The organism is Lyngbya confervoides BDU141951 (assembly GCF_000817775.3).
GTDB lineage: Bacteria > Cyanobacteriota > Cyanobacteriia > Thermosynechococcales > Thermosynechococcaceae > Lyngbya > Lyngbya confervoides.
Window position 1 is genome coordinate 14525 of the sequence record NZ_JTHE03000037.1, and the last position, 20733, is coordinate 35257.

Here is a 20733-nt window from a genome sequence, read left to right on the forward strand (position 1 = left end):
TCCTTTCTGGTAACAAGCGGGTAACAAAGCAGACAAATCATTATAGCAATCTCTGCTGATGGATAAAAAACTCAAGGAAAGGGCCACTCCCCCTGGGACCTTGATAGAATTGTCGTGATCCCTGTATCAGCCTTAAGGGGGGTCTAGTGCTCGTTATTCTTACAAAGAACCAGGTCTTGTCCACAGACACCGTCTGTCAAGGCTGTCTGTTGGCCGATCAGCGAGGGCATCCGCGATGGCAAAATGGCCATCTTTGCTGTGGACAGCAGGTGCCCAGGGAGGCCTCCGACGCCAAGAAGCGTACAGATTCTTGTCTTCAGTATCGATGCCAGATGGGATTTCGCGTTGCTCAGATTTCCTAGGCGTTTTCCCTGGGCGGTTTTGACCGATGCTGGATGGTTCCTGAGCTGTATTGATCCCCATTGATCCCCCGATTTTCTCTCTTCCCCCCTGACCCCAACCATAATCTCTGGAGTGTTTCATGACTTGGCGCGGCACCACAACCCCGAGCGATCGCATTTTTGCCTCTTTGCCCTACCTGCTGGTTCTCTTTCATGCCCTGCCCTTTAGGGCTTCGGTTCTCACCGTCTTCCCCGCCCTCTCGGTTGTGCTGGAGCCGCTGCTGCTGCCGCTGCTGCTGATCTACACGATTCCCTTTGCGGGCTTGGTGATTTTTCTGGGCCTGTTTTTGCTGGTGGTGCGTAACGAGCGGATTTCTCATTTTGTGCGCTTTAACACCATGCAGGCATTGCTGTTGACCATTGTGCTGTTCCTGGCCCAGCTGATTTTAGGGCTGCTGCCGAACGTGGAGGTATTCGGACTCATGGTGCGGGTTTTCAACAGCACGATTTTCTTGGGTGTCCTGGGAATTTTTGTCTATGCCGTGGTGCAGTCTATGCGCGGCCTCTATACCGAGCTGCCAACCATTTCAGAGGCGGTCTATTCCCAGGTGCGATAAACCAGGAGCGATAAACCAGGACAATGGCGAACCCTGGTTCTTAAAAAACTCCAAAAAAATCGGGGATTTTTGTTTTTTAAGTCATAATGCTTCGGTCACCCCTGCGGGTGACACTCTCCTCATTGGTGAAGCAATCCGCATCAATCCATCCAGCCACGCAATTGGAGGTTCATAGTTCCATGCGACATTCACTGATGGTCTTGGCTGGGCTGTGCATGAGCACAGTCTTTATCCTGCCCAGTTGGGCCAGCGACAATTTAGAAGGAGGCAAAAAGATTGAGGGGACCGTGAGCGCTGTGTCGGAATCTAGCGTTGTGGTAAACACCCCGACCGAAGGTTCGCAGACCTATTCTGTTGAGCCAGATTGGCTCTCCTCACTACAGCTTCAGCCCGGCGATGCCGTTCTTGTGGATACGACTCGTCTTGAAACTGGTACGATTCGCGGGATTGATAGCTACACTGTAAAGATTGAGCTAGACAACGGAGAAACTCGCAGCTTTATCCTGGATCGAGAGGGTCGGAAGACCTTTGGCTTTGGCGATCGCGTGGCCATCACCCCCAAGGATTACCCCTCCCGCTGTCAGCGTCTGTATCGACTAGAAACCTATAAACTTCGACCCGGCGAGATTTTAAAGGTTGTGGTGTATGAACCTCAGGTGACCGTTGCGCCAGTGGTGCCATCGCCGCCGCCAGTGGCGCCGCCACCGGTGGTGGCACCAGAACCGCCGATCCCGGCGCCAACGGTGCCAGGTCTCTGGTAGAGCCGAACCGCGCATCAAGCTTCACGACGGAGTTGAGGCAGGATGGAAGCATCATCCTGCTTTTTTACTTGTTTTTTTATGAGCCTCGCAGGCCGATGAGGGTGCGATGGCGCGGATCGCTAGCGGTCTTGGAAATTTGTTCAAATCCTGCCGCTGCCAGCGCTGCTTCCACCTCAAAGGTGTAGTATTCATCGCTCCAGGGCTCGGTACTTTTCATGAGTGTAAACAGGACCGGCGGCAGGCCTTGAATCACGGGAGACTGCGGGTCGTTATCGACAATCGCCAGGCATCCCCCTGGTCTTAAGATGCGATAGGCCTCCTGAAAGATATCGCGGGCCGCTTGTTGAGGCAGCTCGTGAAGCACAAACTGGAGCGTCACCACGTCAATAGATTGATCGGCCAGTCCGCTCTGTTCGGCTTGGGCATGGATCCAATCTGCAATCTCATGGTGCTGATCTTGGTGCTGGGCGACCGCCAGCATGTAGGGGGAAAGATCCAGACCGCGCGTGGTAACGCCTCCGCCCTGGCGCTGCTGATAAAATTGGTGGAGCGATCGCGTCGAAAGCCCCACAGAGCAGCCCAGGTCCAAGATCTGTTCCACCTGACTAGGGCCGAACTTATGCAAACACTGATGAAAACTGTCTCGCAGGCGCTGTTGTGCCGCCTGCCAGGTTAAATCTTCCTGGGGCCATATTCTTAAGGCCATGGCATAGGTTGCCGATTCTGCTTCAAAGGCCGCTTGCCAGCAGAGATTGCCCGCGTCGTAGGCATGAAAGGGCTTCAGGTAATAGTCTGGGTAGTCAATTTGAGAATTTTCGAGATGAGGCAGCAGGGTACGAACCGTTGATTGCGATAGCTGTTCATAGGACTGACGCCAGGGAACCCCCTTTTTCTCTGCGGTTTTGATGAGCACCTGCCTGGCCTGCTGTTTCATTAAAGCGTAGAGGGGCTGGGTAGCAATTAAGCGGTTCACCCATTGCGATAGCCAGTCCTCTCCGGCCCATTTAGGTTTTAGGGATGTTTCCATGGAAAGGTTAACCTTGGTCAATGGCGTAAAGTTTGGGTCCCACCGGGGGGGCTAGGTGCGTCTGGGTGCCTCCTTACACCTCCGGAGCGGTGATCCACAAGCATCCAGCATCTTACCTCCAATTCTGGCAGGACACTTAGCCCATATTTTATGCTGAACGGTCCCCAACAAAAAGCAGGGTGTTTCCAATGTTTCACCCTGCCGATTAGCATGACTGCGAACGCATTTCAACCGCAGAGGAGGCCGAGGGTAACCCCTCGGGTGGGCCTCCAGCGGCGAGTTAGACTGTGGCTGCGGCTTTTGCCACTGCGTTTAATTCGCCCTTCGCATACTTGGCCGCATAGTCTTCCAGAGACATTTGCTTAATCTTGCTGGCATTTCCAGCCGTGCCAAAGGCGTCATAGCGCTCGGCGCAAACCTTTTGCATATAGGTAATGGAAGGCTTCAGGAAATGACGGGGGTCAAATTCCTTAGGCGCTTTTTGGAGCGCTTCCCGAACCGCCGCTGTAATGGCAAGACGGTTGTCCGTGTCGATGTTGACCTTTCGAACGCCACTCTTAATCCCCTTCTGAATTTCTTCGATGGGAACCCCGTAGGTTTCGGGAATGGCTCCCCCATACTCGTTAATAAGCTCAATCAAGTCCTGGGGCACAGAGGACGATCCGTGCATCACCAGGTGGGTGTTAGGGAGACGACGGTGGATTTCCTCAATTCGACTAATGGCCAAGATTTCTCCCGTGGGCTTGCGGGTGAACTTATAGGCACCGTGGCTGGTGCCAATGGCAACGGCCAGAGCATCCACTTGAGTGGCTTCCACAAACTGGGCTGCCTCTTCCGGATCGGTCAGGAGCATATCCTTATCGAGCTTACCTTCAAACCCGTGACCGTCCTCAGCTTCTCCTTGACCCGTTTCTAAAGATCCCAAGCACCCTAGTTCGCCTTCAACGCTGGCGCCAATGGCATGGGCAACTTTGACCACCTCAGCCGTAACAGATACGTTGTATTCAAAGCTGGCAGGGGTTTTGGCATCTGCTTCTAAAGAGCCATCCATCATCACGCTGGTGAACCCATTTTTGATGGCAGAGTAGCAGGTGGCTGGGGAGTTCCCGTGATCTTGGTGCATCACGATGGGAATATGAGGATAGGTTTCAACCGCTGCCAATACGAGGTGTCGGAGGAAGTTTTCCCCTGCATAGTTACGAGCACCGCGGGAGGCTTGCAGAATCACTGGACTATCTGTCTCTTCGGCAGCCCGCATGATTGCCTGGATCTGCTCCATGTTGTTGACGTTATATGCGGGAATTCCATAGCCGTTTTCTGCTGCGTGATCAAGCAACAAACGCATTGGGACGAGCGCCATATAATCCTCCTAGGATGTTTCGTTCCGTAAAAGTACTGTTTAGGTTCGTAAATTGTTACGCCAATCTTAAGACATCTTACCCCGTTCAGTCGGTCCCACACGATCGCTCTGGGGAGAAAATCCAAATCTTAACCCCGTGGGTTGATTTGTTTTGCCTATGCCCGACCCTCCTCAGGGGACCTACAGGGGAAAGCTGGAAGCCCCACCCCCCGTGAGCGCCATGAAGTGAGCCCCATGCGCTGAGAAGACGGTCTAGATTTTTCCTGAATTTATGGGTCGCCTGGGATTCGAACCCAGAACTAATCGGTTAAAAGCCGAGTACTCTACCGTTGAGTTAGCGACCCACTAAAGTGCTTTGACCAGCACGGTTTACAACTATAGCATGGCGGGGGCGCTGCGCCTAGGAGATCGAGAAAGTTTTCATCGAGTCCTTGCCCGCTTGGTGGTTTCCCTTGCTATGGTCTAGGACAGGGATTGATTGATGACTGTCCCTGTAATTGACTCCTGTCAGTGACCATAGTCCATGAACTGTCCATGCAAATTTGGTCTTATCGCTATGCCGACAATTCTGGGACTGACCCTGAATATCCATGGCCTCCGGTGGCGTTGCCCTTTTTGCCCCTGATTCAGGACCAGTATGCCGACAATGAGCCCCATCGCCCTGCCTTGGGGGCGCTATTTCAGCGTTGCCAAGGGCACCCCCCCGACTATCTTTTGCTGGCGGATTTAGGCGATCTGGCCAAAACGGAGGTGGAGGTGCTTCAGGTTTTGGATCGCCTGCAAGCGCTTCAGGTCAAGCCTTTGGTGCTGCCTAAAACCCCCGAGCCTGTCAAGGACCTTCAGCTTTATGCCCCCCAGATGGCCTCTTTAAATCAGGGGCCTGATCCGCTGAGCCTGGTGCCCCTCTCGTCCTCAGACTATTTTTGCCTGGGGATGCACTGTCGGCAGGGAGAGCACCAGAAAAAGCTGCAGTTGGGTCACCATCGTAATCGACTTCAAGGGCGGCCGCCTCCCGGTAAGCCTCCCTTTGGCTATCGGCGCGGAAAGCAGCGCTATCTGATTGATCGCCGGACTGCGCCGATTGTGAAGGCGTTTTACGAGCATTTTCTGCTCTACGGATCGTTGCGCGGAGCAGTCCGATTCCTGTGCCAGTCCTGGGGCAAACGGATTTCTGCCTCCACGGGGCAGCGCTGGCTCACCCATCCGGTGTATCGAGGACATTTGCAATATCGGACCGGACAGATTCTGGCCAATACTCATCCGCCCCTGCTTAGTGGATTACAAGCGGCCCAGGTGGATCGAATTTTGCGTCGTAATCATTTTCTTCCAGCCCGCTCGGCCAGCGCGCCGCGATCGCTGGCGGGGCTAGTTTACTGCGCCGAATGTGGCTCACGGTTAACGGTGTCACGGGTGACCCAGCCCAGAAAAGCCAAGACCTATCTCTACCTGCAGCCCCAGGGCTGTGAGCGCCAACCCAAATGCTCAGCCCTCAGCTATGGGCAAGTTCTCGAGCACACCATTGCCCAAATTTGTCAGCAGCTCCCGGAGGCTGTGCAAACCCTGCAAATTCCCGCCCTGGATGATCGCAAGGCGCAGCTTCAGCAGGATATGGAGAGGAAGCGTTGGCTTCTTGGACAGGTGGCTGAGCTGGAAACCACGGATATTTTGGATGAGGCCACAGCCCAACAGCGTACCTTGACCCTCAAAACTGAAATGGCTGAGCTTGAGCAGCAGATCGCGGCACTGCCGCCTGTGAATTTATTGGAAACCTCCCAGGCGATCGCGCTGCCGGAATTTTGGTTAGACCTCTCTGAATCCGAGCGCCGCTTTTATTTGCGTGAGTTTTTGCGGGCAATCTACATCCACCGCAGGTCTGCGTCCTGGGAGGTGCAGCTAGAGTTTGTGTTTCAACCGGCCCAGCGTCCAGAACCGTAGGCCCGGAAACCTAAACTGTGTTTGAAATTGCAGTGCGTTTTGAGACATTGGCGATAGAATTCGCTTAAGTGGTGAATCAGAGCAACTATGGCAACTCAATCAGTCGTGGAATTTATGCGCGTAACGGCGGCGAATGAAAAAATTCGTCTCCAGCTTGAAACTCTGCTTGGGGTTGGAGATGGAGACATTAGCAGTGTGGCTGCCCTGGATGCAGAGGAATCGGCGGCCCTCAAAGGAGAGCGAGGGGCGCTCGTGACTGAATTTGCCGCTACGCAGGGCTTTACCTTTTCAATTGCGGAGCTAACTCAGGTGATTGAAGCCTTTGAAAAGGTGCAATCGGGCGCCATGACCCCTCAAGCCTTCGAGAAGCAGATGGGGGCTCCGATGCCGGACCAAAATCCATCGCCCCTCCGGCGCATTGCTAAATTTTTAAGTAAAACCTATCTCGGCTACTCCTAGGGGCCGGCGCCATGTTCGCTGCGCCATTTCATCCAATACCCTCGGGCAAAAGACCGGGGACAGGATCAATCTCCAGGCGTCCCTCCGGCAGGTTGATCACTGGAAAGAACTCGGTGACGAAGGGGACTAGCACCTTGGGTGAGGTTGGGGTGCACAGCTGAATCTCGAGCAGGTCGTTCCCGGCATTGATCAAACTGGTGACGAGACCAATTTCTTGCTGAGACTGATGGTCAAAGACCGCCAGACCAATTAAATCCATGAGGTAAAACTCCCCAGGCCCCAGGGGAAGGCGATCGCCCGCCTCTACTAGAATTTGCAGGCCCCGCAGGGCCTCTGCCTCGGTTCGCGTGTTGATTTCGGCAAATTTCAGCACGTATAAGTTCTTCGATTCCAGGCGGCGCCCCTGGGTTAAGTTCAGGGGACGGGGAGACTCCGCGGCGGCAGATCGGATCCAGCGTTTCCCCGGCGATAGAAAGCGTTCGGGAAAGTCAGAGTCTGGATAGACCCGCACTTCTCCCCTGAGCCCTTGGGGGGCAACAATTTTGCCAATTTCGATCCAGCTATCCAAACCCTATTGTGCTCCTAGTGATCCGAAGACTTTGCCGCCAGCGGGGAACCGGGAGCCAGTGTTTAGGACGGGGTGCCTGCACGCTGGGCCTTCCAAGGCTTGCCGGTTGGTCTGGCTAGCGGATTGATCTGCTTTGGGTGATTTAAGTCTGCGCTTGAGTTAAATCTGATCTTTAGTTCTGATCTTTAAGTATAGATCTGCGTGGGAGAACGGTACGCTTGAGTCACCACCTTGGCAATGGCAGCAACCCCAGTTTCGATGTCTGTGTCGGAGGCGGTGAGGCTGAGGCGAATGCATTGGTGTGTATGGGGCCAGGGTTCGGTTAAGCCTGGAAAGAAGGGGTGACCTGGAACAACAATCACGTTGTGCTGCTTAAGCTGATCGTATAGATCGCCATCGCTGAGGGGTAAATCTTGAAACCAGAGCCAGCCAAAAATTGCGCCTTCGCCTCGATGCAGGTACCAGGGGATGTGGTGAGGCATCTGCTGATCGAGGGCCGCTTCTAACCTCTGCATCTTTTGCTGATAGTAGGGTCGAATTACCTGATCGGCCAAGGTGGTGAGGGCCCCGCTGGCGATGGCCTGGGCAGCAATGGCTTGGCCGTAGCGACTGGAATGGATGCACAGGTTCGTTTGAAAGGCTTCCAGGACTCGAAGAATGCGTTCATCACCAATGGCAATGCCAAGTCTTTCCCCCGGCAGACCCGCCTTTGAAAGACTCATGCAGTGCACGACATTGGGGGCCTGGTCAAAGAAAAGAGGCTGCATGGCGGTATAGTGAAGCCCTGGGAAGGGCTGACCATAGGCCGAATCAATAAAAACAGGAACATCGTAATCCCTGGCAAGGGCCGCAATGCTTTGCGTCTCTCCATTAGAGATCACGTTGCCGGTGGGGTTGCAGGGGCGCGAGAAAATGACACAGCCTGTGCTGGCATCAATCTGCAGCTGCCGGAAGTCAGGACGATATTTGAATCGATGCTGGGATGGGTCGGTTTCCAGGGCAGGACGGTAGGCCACCAGCGCCTCGGGACAAAAACTCACCCCGCCGTACCCGGTATAGTCCGGGCTTAGGGGCAGAACGATCTTCCGGAGTTCACCCGTGGGTGTATCGCCCCCAAAGGCATTGGCGGCTAAAAAGAACAGGGCCTGACTGCCGGGGGTAATTAAAATCTGGCGATCGCTCAGCTCAAGATTGTACAGGCGTTTAAATTCTGATTGCACCGCCCTAATCAGGGGTTCATAGCCCTGGGAGGCGCCATAGCGGCAGACCACCTGACCATATTCGGCACTTGATAAGAGAGTTTGGGTGCTGTTTCGCCATAGCTGTTCCACCTCAGGCAAAATCACGGGATTGCCGACACTCAAATTAATAAAGGTTCGGTCTTGGTGCCTGCGCAAGGTTTCGATGATGTCTTGCATAATGGCCCGCACTCCAGTCAGCTTTGACATCTGGAGACCGCAGGCAGAGAGGCTAGGGGGCATTATTTTGGCTCAAGGGACAACGGGAGGTGCCAGCTCCAGACCTGGGCATTATCGTCAAAGATTTTCGGCGTTGACAGGAGTGCGCGACCTTAACTTTTGAGCTTGTTTGAGATCTAGGTTGGCTGTCAGCATTGTATACATATCTTCTTCGGAGAGATCCTCCGCATAGGCGGCGGGATGAACTTTTCCAGACTGCTGCAGCCCCGCGGACACCGTTACTTGGTAGGTGACCTCAAATATTCCGCCAAACACAATGCGATCGCCCGAGATTAAATCACGCATGGAGCACTTTTGGCCATTGACCGTCAGTCCGTTCATGCTGAGCTTGCCGCTAGCATCGCCATCCAACAGCCGATACTGATACTTACCCTGGGTTGTGCTGGGCATCCGGAGGAGCAGAGCGTGGTGGCGGGAGATAGAAGGGGAGGGAAGAACGATGGAGTTTTTTGAGCTTCGGCCAAGGGAATAGGTGGGAGAAACCAGATGAATCGGTCGATATCCATTATTCTCATGCATGATGAGGAAATGAAATTCTTGTTCGGCGGCTTTCATGGACACAAGTTGATTGGGTAATCAGAATGTTCTCAGCATGGCGTAGGACGAGAGCATGCCCTAGCTCATTGATAGGGGACCGTCGTCAGAAGCTCCATGGACCGTCTTGGTCGGGGAGATGGCAGATTAAAGACCGCGAGTCTATTCTCCATCTGAGCTTAGTATGCACCCCTGGTAGAGAAATACATCACCCGCTAGCCAAATGCTGGGAACCGCAGGCGCGGGCTGTGCGGCCTTTGGACCGTCATCGCCCCTGGCGCAGACGCCACTGTTCGATAGCCTGACAAATTGAATCTCCATCCTTGGCCGACAGCGTGGGTGCCAGAGGCGTCGATTGTAAATTTACATCAATGGCCATGAGCTGAACTCGATGGCGGGTTTGGGGCACTGCTTGCACCGCCTTTATTGTTGACCAGGGCCATTGCCAGCGTCGAATTAGCCAGGGGCCCAAGTGCCACTCCACCCCAAGACCCTCCAGCGTTCCCCGGAGGGAGGTTCGGATCAGGTTCTGCACCATACTGTTGCCGAGCAGTAGGCCTGGGACGCAACTGCCCAAGAGAACCAGCAGATTCAGCCCCAGTGAGCCCAGAATCCCTGCGCCTGGCCCTGCTTGCAAACCGATTAAGCTCAGGGGGAGTCCCACCACTGGCAGCAGAGCCAGCAGGGTCAGCAGTCCCAGATCATGGCGGGATACCGATTGAGCACTCCAGCGACTAGGCACTTCCACCTTCAGATCTAGATCTGTGGCAATAATTTGAAGCTCGGGTTGACGGTCGAGATCTGCGTTGGCGGATCGGGGGGAACCCGGGGAAGACAAAGTCGAGGCGTCCGGCGCAGCGGACCAAGAGGATGAAGACGCCGGGACAGAATTGCTCAGGGCTTGCTGGAGGGCCATGTGGGCTTGATGAGCCGTTGGGTAGCGATCGCTGACCTGGATCGCGGTCATGCCTCGCAGCCAGCGCAGCAGTGGCGCAGACAAGGGGAGTGCAGCCGGGACCTGAATCCGAAAATCGGCTCCCATCCAGGCCGTGGGAGGTTGACCAGACAGGAGATGAATGAGCGTTGTCCCAAGGCCGTAGAGGTCCGAAGCGGGACAGGACTGACCGCTAAATTGCTCCAGGGGCGTGTAGCCATAGCTGCCGACCTGGGTGGGCGGATCGCCGGAGCCCCCTTGCCTTCCCCGCTGGGCCGAGCCGAAGTCAATTAAATAAACTTTCTTTTGGGCATCAATGAGAATATTGCTGGGTTTAATATCTCGATGCAGGATGGGTGGGCTGGAGGCGTGAATGATCTCAAGAATTTGCAGGATTTGAATCGCAATTTCCCAGATTTGATGGTCTGCAAACTGTTTGTGGCGATTCAGAAAAGCCTGCAGCGAGGGCGCATGGATATAGCCCTCAACCAGGCACCATTGAAAAACAGGGGCTTCCAGGGTGAAGGTATCCAGGAAGGCAGGAATCTGGGGATGGTTGAGTTGCTTGAGAATATCAATTTCCCGCTCAAACAGTTTGACATCGTCCCACTGGATTTGCCCCGCAAAGGCAAGGATCTTGATGACAACGGCGCGCTGCTGCTGTTGATCCGTGGCTAACCACACCTGATGACCGGGACGATCGCCCAGGCGTCGCCGCAGCTCATAACGGTGATGAATCTGTTGTCCGGCCGTCCAGGTCAAGCCCTTCTCCCTTCCTTAAACCACCCCTATCTATCCTACTGAGCTTTGGGGTGGATCTCAGGGGCGGGTCGCATCGACTAGCAATGATTTTCCCCATTGCCGGATTCTGGGTGGTTCTGGCACCTCTCAAAAGGGCGGTACCCCGCTGGGATTAGCCACTCTCGGGCCCTGCCTGTTAAGCCATCAAGGTGCGGCGCAGCAGGATAATTCCCAGGGTTCCCACGAGGAGTCCAGCCCCGCGCAGCAGCTTCAGTCGATGGGATTGAGCGTAGGCTGTGACGACCTTGGCAATGCCGAAGCTAAAAAGCGCCATGCCGATCTGGATTACCGTTAGGCCCAGCAAATAGGCAAGCAAAGGAGACATTTCCGACCCAATAATGGCCTCTCCGTAAGCATAGCCATGGAATAATCCTGCCAGGGATCCAATGGCCAGCAGGCCCGGAGTTTGGAGGCGATCGCTGAGAATAAACAGCAGACCCAGCACAATCAGGGTGCCAGCCACAATAGACTCAGCACCCGGCACATCCAGCGTCAGCAGATGGCCCCCCACTCCCATCAAGGTGGCGATGGCAAAGCCCACGGGAATCCAGATGGCCCGCTGCAATTGGGCGGCGATCACGCCTAGGGCCAGCACGAAGGCTAGGTGATCTAGTCCTAAGACCGGATGGCCAAGGCCTGACAGGAATCCTTCGAGGAAGGTGCTCGGGAGCCGACCTCCGAGGGGATGGTGCGCCCAAGCCGGTGCCCCTATCCCCAGACTCAGCAGCCCAAGTCCAAGGCCTGCCCGGGTTAACCAGGGACGCTTGCCGGATGGGCGGCCCGGCAGGCGCTGCACCGTCCATTGCGTCAATCCGATAACAAATGACATTGTGAACCTCGCACGTAAACGTCAATGACAAACTGGTTTTCTCGTTTCGGCGGGCATTCTGACTCAGGGTAAGGGAGGTGATAGACGTCCCCTCTTTCCCCTTCCCCATCACAGTTGCGGGTCAGTGCCGGACTCACACCGGACTTTCCCCCTTGCGTCCTGGGACTGCTGTCCCCCAGGAACCGACGGAATCTCAACAGCGTTTTCTACTCTATTACAGAATCAGGAGCGCATTCTATGGACAATCTGAATTTTTTTTAGAGTCGGGGAGTCGTTTCCAATGGGATTGGGGTATAGTGTGCCTGCATCCGCTGACGAGTGGCCGTCAGGGATATGCGCGCAATGGATAGAGCGGGCAAGATGGGCGAATAGTGGGCGAGTGTGATGGTGCTGTCCGAGTGTATTCGGCTCTGTGCTGCTTCAGCGCTATGGTGCACCGTTGCAGTAATTTGTGAGTGATGTGAGGTAGGTTCAATGATGAAACGTACACTGGTATGGCTGGTTTTTCTCTGTAGCACCCCAGGGCTGATTGCAGGGGTTCCCGGCATCAGTCGCGCTCAAGCGGATATTGAATCCACAGCGCCAGGGGAAACCTATGAAGGAATTCCTGAAATTGAGCCAGCACCCGAATTTGATGGTTTTGAGACTAATGGTTTTGAATCTAATGGTTTTGAATCTAATGATTTCGAAGCTGCGGAGAGTGAACTAGAGATCAATTCAGATCCCTTCGCCGATCCGCCCCCAGAGGCCAACCAGGAGTATCAAACCGTCGATAAGCCAAGCTCGAAGGGATTTCGGAAATCCGCGCAGAAGGTTTCCACCTCCATGCGCACCTTTGCCGAGTTCATGAGCGATCCCAAAACCCAAATTCCACCAGAGATTCTGCGGCAGAGTGAAGGAATTGTGATTATTCCCAACATTGTCCAAGCGGGATTTTTCTTCGGTGCTCGCGGTGGGTCTGGCATTATGTCGCTGCGAAATGAGGATGGTTCCTGGAGTAATCCTGCCTTTGTCAAGATTACGGCGGGCAGCTTGGGCCTACAGTTTGGGGCAAAATCCAGTGATTTGGTGTTGCTATTTCCCAAGCGATCCATGGTCTATGAGGCCTTTACCGGATCGTTTAAGTTGGGCGGGAATGTGTCTGGGACCGCCGGGCCTATTGAGCGATCGCCCGTTGATCCGACCCATGAGCAGAGCAAGAGCGAAATCTATGTCTACTCTCGCAGCAGCGGACTCTACGGCGGCGTGTCTCTGGAAGGAGCCGAACTGAGCTTTGTGGAAAAACACAACCGTCAGTTCTATGGTTCGGCGGTGACGCCTCGAGAAATATTTGCCGACTCCTATGCGCCTGCTCCTAAGGTGGCCAACGATCTTAAGGAGCTGCTAAGCCAGTCTGAGAATGGCAACTTCCGGCTGTTCTGAGATTCCTGCCGGTAACAGGAAACAGGACTGGTTGATCGCCTCATCCAACCCCTTTTTTATATAAACCTTAAGGACCGGCTGGGTTCAAGCCAGGATCTCTAGGATAGAGATATCCAAGATTGATGGGGAAAGATGGCAACTCTGCGCCCATGGAAGTCTGGGAGCACTGATTTCTCCTGGATTTATCGCATAGTGTCCTATGCTGGCCTGCCCTGCCTGCTCTTGGGTCTTGGACTTTGGGGATGGATTCGCTGGCAGGCCGAACCTGTGTTGTTTGAGCGCGGTGCCTCTGTCCCCCAGCACCAGTTGATTCAGGCGTACTTTAACCAGAATCCCCACGCCAGTTATCGTGATCCCTATCGCCACCATCAGCGACGGGGAGATAACCTGGAGCAAATTCTCGTAGATCAGATTCAATCGGCCCAATCCCAGGTAGAGGTTGCGGTGCAGGAGTTGCGATCGCCCTTAATTGCTCAAGCGCTCCGCGAACGGCACCAACATGGAGTCAAGGTCCGTCTGGTTCTTGAAAACACCTACTCCCGCCCCTACAGCCGCTATTCTGAGGCTGAAGTGGCTGCCCTGGATGAGCATCTGCGATCGCGCTATGTCGAAAACCTGGCGTTGCTAGATCGCAATCAGGATCGGCGCATCAGCGCTGCCGAGGCCCATCAATGGGATGCACTCGCCATACTGCAGCAGGCGAAGGTGCCCTGGCTGGACGATACTGCCGATGGGTCCAAGGGCAGCGGCCTGGTGCATCATAAGTTTGTGGTGATTGACGGCCAGCGGGTGGTGGTGACTTCAGCAAATTTCACCCTCTCCGATCTCCATGGTGATCTCCATCAAGCCCGCAGCCAGGGCAATGCCAATTCCCTGCTGGTGATTCAAAGTCCAGCGGTAGCCCAAGCCTTTCAAGCCGAGTTTGAACTGCTCTGGGGCAACCCGACCCAAAAGAGCCGCTTTGGTGTCTCTAAACCCCATCGAGCGGCGCAGCAATTCTGGGTGGGAAACGCCCAGGTCTGGGTGAAGTTTTCTCCAGATTCGGCCACTGTACCCTGGGAACAGACGAGCAATGGCTTGATTCACCAGCAGTTGACCCAGGGAAAATCCCGCATCGACTTGGCCCTGTTTGTATTTTCGGAACAGTCCCTGGCCAACACCCTAGCCACCGTTCATCAGCAAGGGGTGAAGGTGCGAGCGCTGATCGATCGCAGCTTTGCCTTTCGTCCCTATAGTGAAGGACTAGATTTACTCGGTGTTGCGCTGCCCCAACGGACTCCGCAGGCTTCCCCTTGTCAGGTGGAAGTAGATAATCGACCCTGGCCCCGTCCCATTGCTACGGTGGGAACCCCGAAGCTTCAGACCGGAGATTTACTGCACCATAAATTTGCCGTTGTGGACCAAACCCGAGTTGTGATGGGATCGCATAACTGGTCCGATGCAGCCAATCGCCTCAACGATGAGACGCTGGTTGCCATTGTCCATCCCACGGTTGCAGCCCACTACCAGCAGGAATTTGAACGACTTTACACCAATGCTCGTCTGGGCTTACCCCCCTCGATTCAATCGCAGTGGCAGGCGTTCCGTCAGCAATGCGGATTTAGCCCTGGCAAGCCAACCAATGCATCGCCAGAACATCAGCAATTTTCCAGATCCCAGCCCTCTGTAACCCTCATTAACCTGAACCAGGCCTCCCAGCAGGAGCTAGAGCAGCTTCCCGGCATCGGTCCTAAAACTGCCCAAGCCATTATGACAGCCCGCCAGGTTCAACCCTTTCGCGATCTGGCAGATCTAGACCGGGTCCCCGGTATTGGACCGAAGACCCTGCAGCAGATCCGCGATCGCGTCCGTTGGTAGATCTAGATTGCTTTGTCCTGCGGACGCAGAGCCCCAGAACCCTTGCTTGGAAAAAGCCAGTTCCAGGTGGCGTTCGTTATCCTAGACAGAGTCTAAAATTTGAGGCTGCCGATGGATGGAGGACTGGTTCGTCACCTTTCTGAGACTGCGAAAGCGCTAGAGCAAAAGCGCCTTGAACTGATAGATTTTGAGGCTAGATTGGCAGAGCGCGAGCTGGATCTAGCCACCTTTCAAGCGGAACTGGATGCCTTTGAACGTCATTATCTGCAAGTGGTGGGCATGCGCCAGCAGGAACTTGATCGCATTGAGGCCCAAATTCTAGACTATGAGGCCAGTCTACTGGCCGAACAAAACTTTCGTCCCACCGGTGAACTCAAGCAGCTGTATCGGGAACTGGCGAAGCAAATCCATCCTGACCTGGCGACGGACCCCGACGAGCGCGCTCGCCGCGAAGACTTGATGGCGGAGGTCAATCGGGCCTACGCTGCAGGTGATCTGGCGCGGCTGCAGCACCTGTTTGAAACCTGGAACCAGTCTCCAGAGTCTATTCAAGGAGATGATACCGCTGCGGAACTGATGCGCACCCTGCGCCAAATTGCCCAAAGTCAGAGCCGTCTTCAGGCCATTGAAGAGAAGATCCACGCCATCGAAGGCAGCGATCTGTATCGCCTCTGGATCAAAATCCAGCGGGCTGAACAGCAGGGGCGTCATCTTTTAGATGAGATGTCCCGACAACTGGATCGTCAAATCCAGCAGGCTCAACAACGCTTGAATCGTCTAAAACAGCAGATCCGGTAGGTTTGCACCCGGACGGCACCCTGAGGTTACAGCCCTTCCTTCGAGCCCTTCCTTCGTAGAAAAAACCAGGGCTTTGTCCTATGATAATTCCAGCCTTTCATGATTCCAGCATTTTCTGAAGTTTGTGTCCTGGCTGACTCCCTCTCTCCCTTAACGCATGGCCGACCTTCAATATCGTCCCCAGGCTGACCTAGCCCCTGATCTGATCAAGGCTGATTTGATCAAGCGGGGATTGTCCCTGGCGAATACCTTAGACGCTAGGCTGCAAGCGGTTCGGGTCGCTACGAGTTTGATCCTCCCTGACCCTCTCTTTTCCGGCGATCCAGCCTGGGCGAAGGTTTGGCTAAAGCGTGGCCTGAGTAAGTATTACCAGGGCAATTACCCCGGGGCAATCCAAAACTTTCAGCTGGCGCTGGAGAAGTCCCCCCGCTTGTTAGCCGCCTACAATGGCCTGGGGAGTGCCCACTACAAGCTACGGGAGTTTTCGGTTGCTCAGAGGTTTTACGCTCAAGCCATAAAGCTAGCGCCCAAGCAGGCAATTTTATATTGTAATTACGCCAGCAACCAGCATCAGCTTGGAGATCTGGCCGGCGCCATTGAATCCTACCAGAGGGCCATCCAACTGTCGCCTCGCTTAGGTACCGCCTTCTATGGCCTAGGGGTGGCCTTTGCCCAGCATAGAAGCTATGGAGAGGCTTTTTTGGCCTTTCAAAAGGCGCTGGTGCTGATGCCAGATCATGCCCCTAGCTACTACGGTCTGGGCCTGGTTCAGTACTACCAGGGCCAGGTTCACGAAGCCGTAGCAGCCTTCAAAGAGTCCATGCTCATTGACCCTATCTACATGACGGCTTATCAAACTCTGATAGAGTCGCTAAACTAGCGCTAGGAAATCGGCGTTCACTTTTGGGGGCAAAGGGGTAAACACGGACTATGGCAGACAACTCAGTCTCTCAGGTGATTGGTACGGTCAAAGGGCCGGGCGATACCGGCAATCAGTATGTCTTCATTACGGCGGATACCCAACACATTAAAATTGGCGAGTTTGTTTACTTTCAGATTCCCAACCCAGAGGAGTCCGGCCTTCTTCTGAAAATTCTCGGCAAGGTGAGCGGGTGCACACTCGTGGACCACCTACCGGATCGCATTTTTGCAGATACGGAAATTAATCCCAGCGCGATCGCTGCTTTGGTGGGGTTTAAGTATGACAGCCCCGAAATTTATGAAGTGGCGGTGGAGGTGGTGGGCTATTTTCATCCGGTGTTGGGCTTTATGAACCCCCGCCAGCCTCCTGAACCGGGTATGAAGGTTTACCTGGCTTCGGACGCCATGCTGGGTCGAGTACTGAATAAAAAGCAGGCGACGGAGGTTGGCTCTGCTTCGGTTGGCCATTTGCTGCTGCGCGATCGCAACGCAGTGCCCATTCATCTGGATGTGAAGGAACTGGTCAGCACCCACATGGCCATTCTGGCCGGTACGGGATCCGGAAAGTCCTATACGGCAGGGGTGCTGGTGGAGGAATTGCTGCGCCCCTATAACCGAGCTGCTGTGCTGATTTTCGACCCCCACGGGGAGTATGGCACCCTGGACGCCCTGCGCGGTCATCCGGCCTTTCGGGGCGAAGACGGCTATCAACCCCAGGTCAAGATATTGCAGCCCCATGAGGTCAAGATTCGCATCTCCTCCTTAAACTACTACGATGTACTCTCGCTGCTTCCGGAAATGAGCGATCGCCAGCAGTCGATCCTCAGTCGGGCCTTTCGTCAGCTTCAAAAGCGATTTTCGGGGGATACCCGCTGGACCGTGGATGATTTAGTGTTTGCCATTCAAGAAGTTGATCGAGTTCAGGATGAGGATGGCAATGAACGCCAGGGCAGTTCGGTCGCGGCGTTGGAATGGAAACTTGAGCGCTTGGCTAATTCCAGCTACTTTGACCCCTTTGAGCACCTTGCCCCCCGAGATTTGTTTGCCCCCGGACAGGTCACCGTTCTGCAAATGAATGAAATTGATCAAGAGGAGCAGCAGGTCATCTGTGCGGCAGTGCTGCGGCAGGCAAATTTTGCCCGCATGGCCACGCAAAAGGAGCGCGTTGACCCTCAGGATGAATCCTATTTACCCTATCCGGTGTTTATTCTCCTCGAAGAGGCTCATCGGTTTGCCCCAGCCCATGAACCGTCCCGATGTAAGGCGGTAATCCGCACCATTTTAAGTGAGGGCCGGAAGTTTGGCTTAGGGGTAGGGTTGATTACCCAGCGTCCCGGCAAATTGGACTCAGATGTGCTTTCCCAATGCATGAGCCAGTTTCTCATGCGCATTGTCAATCCCGTGGACCAGGAGAGCTTAAAATACGGCGTAGAGGCCGCAGGACGCGATCTGCTCAAGGAACTACCCGCCTTGACTAAGGGCCAGGTTATTATTTCCGGGATGTGTGTCAATACACCCGTGCTGTGCCAGGTGCGTGAGCGCGTCACCCAGCACGGCGGGGATACCCTCAATGCCCCAGGACTTTGGCAAGATTACTTTAAAGTTCACCGTCAGCGCGAGAGAATGGTGCAGCAGGCTCCTTTAGAAGGAAAAAAGCAGCCCGCCAAGGTTCGTGGGGTCTCGATTGATTAATCGTCCTCTGATGAGTCGTCGATTGATGAGTCGCCCTTGTGGGGATTATTCTGAGGATTAGTGCTGGCTTAGGCTAGGGCCAAAAACTCTTGGACCTCCTGAAGATAGGCTTCTGGAGCTTCCAACATCGGAAAATGCCCTGTATTGGGAATAATCCGATGCACAATGTGTTCATTTAAATCCGCTGCCCTGGCTCCCATCTGCGCAGGAATAATGCGATCGCTCTGACCAGAAATCAAAAGGGTCGGGCAATGAATGCGTGCAAACTCAGCCGGCATAGCCTGGGCCGACTGTTGACTCACTGCTGTGAGCATTGTGCCTAGTGCAGCCTGCTGATCTGCATCCACAAAATCTGCGAGGAACTGCACCTTGAGCGGTCGCGGAATGGACTGGTCTAAAAAGCGTGCCATGAATAGATGCTCAAGACCGGGAATCGCCAGCATCCATTTCGGACGAAATTTAATGACAAGCTCGCCAAATCGGTGAAATTGTTCAAAGGCCTTGGCCTCAAACTCAAAGATGCCGTTACAGGCTAAGATGGCTCGCTCCACCTGCTCAGGGTAGCGATTCATGAACAGGGCCGCAATGGAGGACCCGGTGGAATGGGCCTGGAGATGAATTTTTTCTAGCCCCAGAGACTCCAGAAACGCAGCCAGATCCAGGGCATAGGTTTCTAAATCATAAATTTGCTTGACGGCTTGACGGCTGACGTCCGGACTGGCCTGGGAACGACCAAACCCGCGCAGATCGTACAGCAAACAATCAAAGCGTTCACTGAGACGGTGGGCCACGGACTCCCAGTATCGAGCCGAGCCCCCCCAACCATGCAGAAACACCATAATTTCCTTGGGCGTCCCTGATGGACTGGGGGCTGAGGTGATCCACTCGTAATAGTGCTTGACCCCTCGAACCTGGGTGTAGCTCATCGTGAACTCTCTCCCATGGGAAACATCACCGTTATGCTTGATCTCTTGAATCCGCTGATAAAAAAACCAGCCTTTGACAAATCTGTTAAGCTCACCCTCCTCGTGAGTGGGAACCTGTGGGTGCGCCCTAGGCAGACTCAGGGGTGGGAATGGAAGAGGGATGGAGCAGCAAGTCTGCGCTTGAGCGTTGCTCGACCATTTTAGCCGTGATTTCACAGGTGGTCATGTCCTTCCGGGATGGCAGTTCATACATCACATCCAGCATGATTTCTTCCACAATTGCCCGTAACGCCCTGGCTCCAGTCTTGCGCCGGTAGGCTTCCCGCGCAATGGCTCTAACGGCTTCCGGATGAAACTCTAGCTGCACATTATCCATATGCAGCAGCTTCTGATACTGCTTGAGCAACGCATTACGGGGCTCAGTCAGAATTTTACACAGGGCCGGCTCATCCAGGGGATTTAAAACGGTCATGACCGGGATTCGGCCCGTAAACTCTGGAATCATGCCGAACTTGACCAAGTCCTCCGGCTCCAGCGCCTTTAAAAGGTTAGCCGTCTGCTTTTCCTTGGCCTTTGGGTCGCCGGAGTGAATAAATCCCATTGACTTTTTCCCCGTGCGCTGTTCAATGGTTTTATCCAATCCCACAAAGGCGCCGCCACAAATGAACAGGATATTGGTGGTGTCAATCTGGATACAATCCTGGTAGGGATGCTTGCGTCCGCCTTGAGGAGGAACATTGGCCACGGTTCCCTCCAGCATTTTCAACAGCGCTTGCTGGACCCCTTCGCCAGAAACATCGCGGGTAATGGATGGATTCTCGCTCTTGCGCGCCACCTTATCAATTTCATCAATATAGATAATGCCACGCTGCGCCTCTTCCACATCTAAATCGGCCACCTGTAAGAGTCGAAGCAGAATATTTTCAACATCCTCACCCACATAGCCAGCCTCCGTTAAGGTGGTGGCATCGGCCACCGCAAAGGGGACTTCTAAAATGCGAGCTAGGGTCTGGGCCAACAGGGTTTTGCCGCAGCCCGTGGGTCCAATGAGCAGGATATTGGATTTTTGGAGCTCAATCGTCTCCTCGTCCTCCGCACTGGACCCAGATTGCAGCAGGCTCAGACGCTTGTAATGGTTATAAACCGCCACTGACAGGACTTTTTTGGCCTCGTCTTGGCCAATTACATGCTCATCAAGGTGGCTTTTAATTTCCCGTGGTTTTGGAATCTGGCTCAGATGCATCTGGGAACTGCGTGCGCGTCTTTTTTCCGGGCTGGGTTCTCGACGGGGGGCCGCTTGCGGAGCGGGAACGTTAGTGCCTGCTTCAAACAGCTCCTCGTCTAAAATCTCGTTGCACAGGTCAACACATTCATCGCAAATATAGACCCCCGGCCCGGCAATTAATTTTCGAACCTGTTCCTGGGATTTGCCGCAGAAGGAACACTTAAGATGGGAGTCATATTTGGACATAA

19 protein-coding genes, 1 tRNA gene and 1 riboswitch are annotated in these 20733 nt (G+C 54.4%); of the genes, 10 read left to right on the top strand and 10 right to left on the bottom strand.

Annotated features, from left to right (window positions below; all coding sequences use genetic code 11):
* Nucleotides 1-146 precede the first annotated feature (146 nt).
* From QQ91_RS05575 to QQ91_RS05585, 3 genes are all read left to right on the top strand, one after another.
* Nucleotides 147-362 carry a hypothetical protein gene (locus QQ91_RS05575; RefSeq protein WP_166280908.1) on the top strand — a complete coding sequence of 72 codons (216 nt, stop codon included), beginning with the start codon at nt 147-149 and terminating at the stop codon, nt 360-362.
* Between the two features lie 119 nt (nt 363-481).
* Entirely contained in the window at nt 482-958 is a 477-nt protein-coding gene (locus QQ91_RS05580) for a Tic20 family protein (protein WP_166280910.1), read from the top strand.
* Nucleotides 959-1137: 179 nt separating this feature from the next.
* Nucleotides 1138-1719 carry a hypothetical protein gene (locus QQ91_RS05585; protein ID WP_166280912.1) on the top strand — a complete coding sequence of 194 codons (582 nt, stop codon included), beginning with the start codon at nt 1138-1140 and terminating at the stop codon, nt 1717-1719.
* A gap of 76 nt (nt 1720-1795) precedes the next feature.
* Here QQ91_RS05585 and QQ91_RS05590 read toward each other — a convergent pair whose 3' ends face one another.
* The 3 genes from QQ91_RS05590 to QQ91_RS05600 form a co-directional block, all read right to left on the bottom strand.
* Complete coding sequence (locus QQ91_RS05590) at nt 1796-2746, bottom strand: class I SAM-dependent methyltransferase (RefSeq protein ID WP_166280914.1); 951 nt, start codon at nt 2744-2746, stop codon at nt 1796-1798.
* Between the two features lie 280 nt (nt 2747-3026).
* Nucleotides 3027-4106: a class II fructose-bisphosphate aldolase gene (fba, locus tag QQ91_RS05595; protein WP_166280916.1), complete on the bottom strand. Its 1080-nt coding sequence runs from the start codon at nt 4104-4106 to the stop codon at nt 3027-3029.
* A 272-nt stretch (nt 4107-4378) separates the two neighbouring features.
* Nucleotides 4379-4450: transfer RNA gene (locus QQ91_RS05600), tRNA-Lys, on the bottom strand.
* A gap of 190 nt (nt 4451-4640) precedes the next feature.
* Here QQ91_RS05600 and QQ91_RS05605 point away from each other — a divergent pair.
* Nucleotides 4641-6041: a recombinase family protein gene (locus QQ91_RS05605; RefSeq protein WP_166280918.1), complete on the top strand. Its 1401-nt coding sequence runs from the start codon at nt 4641-4643 to the stop codon at nt 6039-6041.
* Nucleotides 6042-6128: 87 nt separating this feature from the next.
* Nucleotides 6129-6500, top strand: a complete 372-nt coding sequence (locus tag QQ91_RS05610; protein WP_166280920.1) for a hypothetical protein — start codon at nt 6129-6131, stop codon at nt 6498-6500.
* Between the two features lie 28 nt (nt 6501-6528).
* On the opposite strand, the gene rimM is transcribed toward QQ91_RS05610, so the two are convergent.
* From rimM to QQ91_RS05635, 5 genes are all read right to left on the bottom strand, one after another.
* Entirely contained in the window at nt 6529-7068 is a 540-nt protein-coding gene (gene rimM, locus QQ91_RS05615) for a ribosome maturation factor RimM (protein WP_166280922.1), read from the bottom strand.
* A gap of 185 nt (nt 7069-7253) precedes the next feature.
* Nucleotides 7254-8549 carry a valine--pyruvate transaminase gene (locus tag QQ91_RS05620; protein ID WP_166280924.1) on the bottom strand — a complete coding sequence of 432 codons (1296 nt, stop codon included), beginning with the start codon at nt 8547-8549 and terminating at the stop codon, nt 7254-7256.
* Nucleotides 8550-8603: 54 nt separating this feature from the next.
* Nucleotides 8604-9101, bottom strand: coding sequence for an FHA domain-containing protein (locus QQ91_RS05625; protein WP_166280926.1), 498 nt, complete (start codon nt 9099-9101; stop codon nt 8604-8606).
* Between the two features lie 244 nt (nt 9102-9345).
* Nucleotides 9346-10776, bottom strand: coding sequence for a serine/threonine protein kinase (locus tag QQ91_RS05630; protein ID WP_166280928.1), 1431 nt, complete (start codon nt 10774-10776; stop codon nt 9346-9348).
* Between the two features lie 175 nt (nt 10777-10951).
* Nucleotides 10952-11644, bottom strand: a complete 693-nt coding sequence (locus QQ91_RS05635; RefSeq protein ID WP_166280930.1) for a HupE/UreJ family protein — start codon at nt 11642-11644, stop codon at nt 10952-10954.
* Nucleotides 11645-11675: 31 nt separating this feature from the next.
* Nucleotides 11676-11843: riboswitch (cobalamin riboswitch) on the bottom strand.
* Nucleotides 11844-12118: 275 nt separating this feature from the next.
* On the opposite strand from QQ91_RS05635, the gene QQ91_RS05640 reads away from it, so the two are divergent.
* From QQ91_RS05640 to QQ91_RS05660, 5 genes are all read left to right on the top strand, one after another.
* Complete coding sequence (locus QQ91_RS05640) at nt 12119-13066, top strand: lipid-binding SYLF domain-containing protein (RefSeq protein ID WP_166280932.1); 948 nt, start codon at nt 12119-12121, stop codon at nt 13064-13066.
* A 192-nt stretch (nt 13067-13258) separates the two neighbouring features.
* Nucleotides 13259-14923 (top strand): phospholipase D-like domain-containing protein, encoded by a 1665-nt coding sequence (locus QQ91_RS05645; RefSeq protein WP_250833268.1) that lies wholly within the window; start codon nt 13259-13261, stop codon nt 14921-14923.
* Between the two features lie 111 nt (nt 14924-15034).
* Complete coding sequence (locus QQ91_RS05650) at nt 15035-15721, top strand: J domain-containing protein (RefSeq protein WP_166280936.1); 687 nt, start codon at nt 15035-15037, stop codon at nt 15719-15721.
* 157 nt (nt 15722-15878) lie between these two features.
* Nucleotides 15879-16601 carry a tetratricopeptide repeat protein gene (locus QQ91_RS05655; RefSeq protein ID WP_166280938.1) on the top strand — a complete coding sequence of 241 codons (723 nt, stop codon included), beginning with the start codon at nt 15879-15881 and terminating at the stop codon, nt 16599-16601.
* 50 nt (nt 16602-16651) lie between these two features.
* On the top strand, nt 16652-18334 hold the full coding sequence (locus QQ91_RS05660; RefSeq protein WP_166280940.1) for an ATP-binding protein: 1683 nt from the start codon (nt 16652-16654) through the stop codon (nt 18332-18334).
* Nucleotides 18335-18402: 68 nt separating this feature from the next.
* Here the strand turns inward: QQ91_RS05660 and QQ91_RS05665 are convergent, their stop codons facing one another.
* Nucleotides 18403-19260, bottom strand: a complete 858-nt coding sequence (locus tag QQ91_RS05665; RefSeq protein WP_166280942.1) for an alpha/beta fold hydrolase — start codon at nt 19258-19260, stop codon at nt 18403-18405.
* A 127-nt stretch (nt 19261-19387) separates the two neighbouring features.
* Nucleotides 19388-20731 (bottom strand): ATP-dependent protease ATP-binding subunit ClpX, encoded by a 1344-nt coding sequence (gene clpX / locus QQ91_RS05670; RefSeq protein ID WP_166280944.1) that lies wholly within the window; start codon nt 20729-20731, stop codon nt 19388-19390.
* Between the last annotated feature and the right edge of the window lie 2 nt (nt 20732-20733).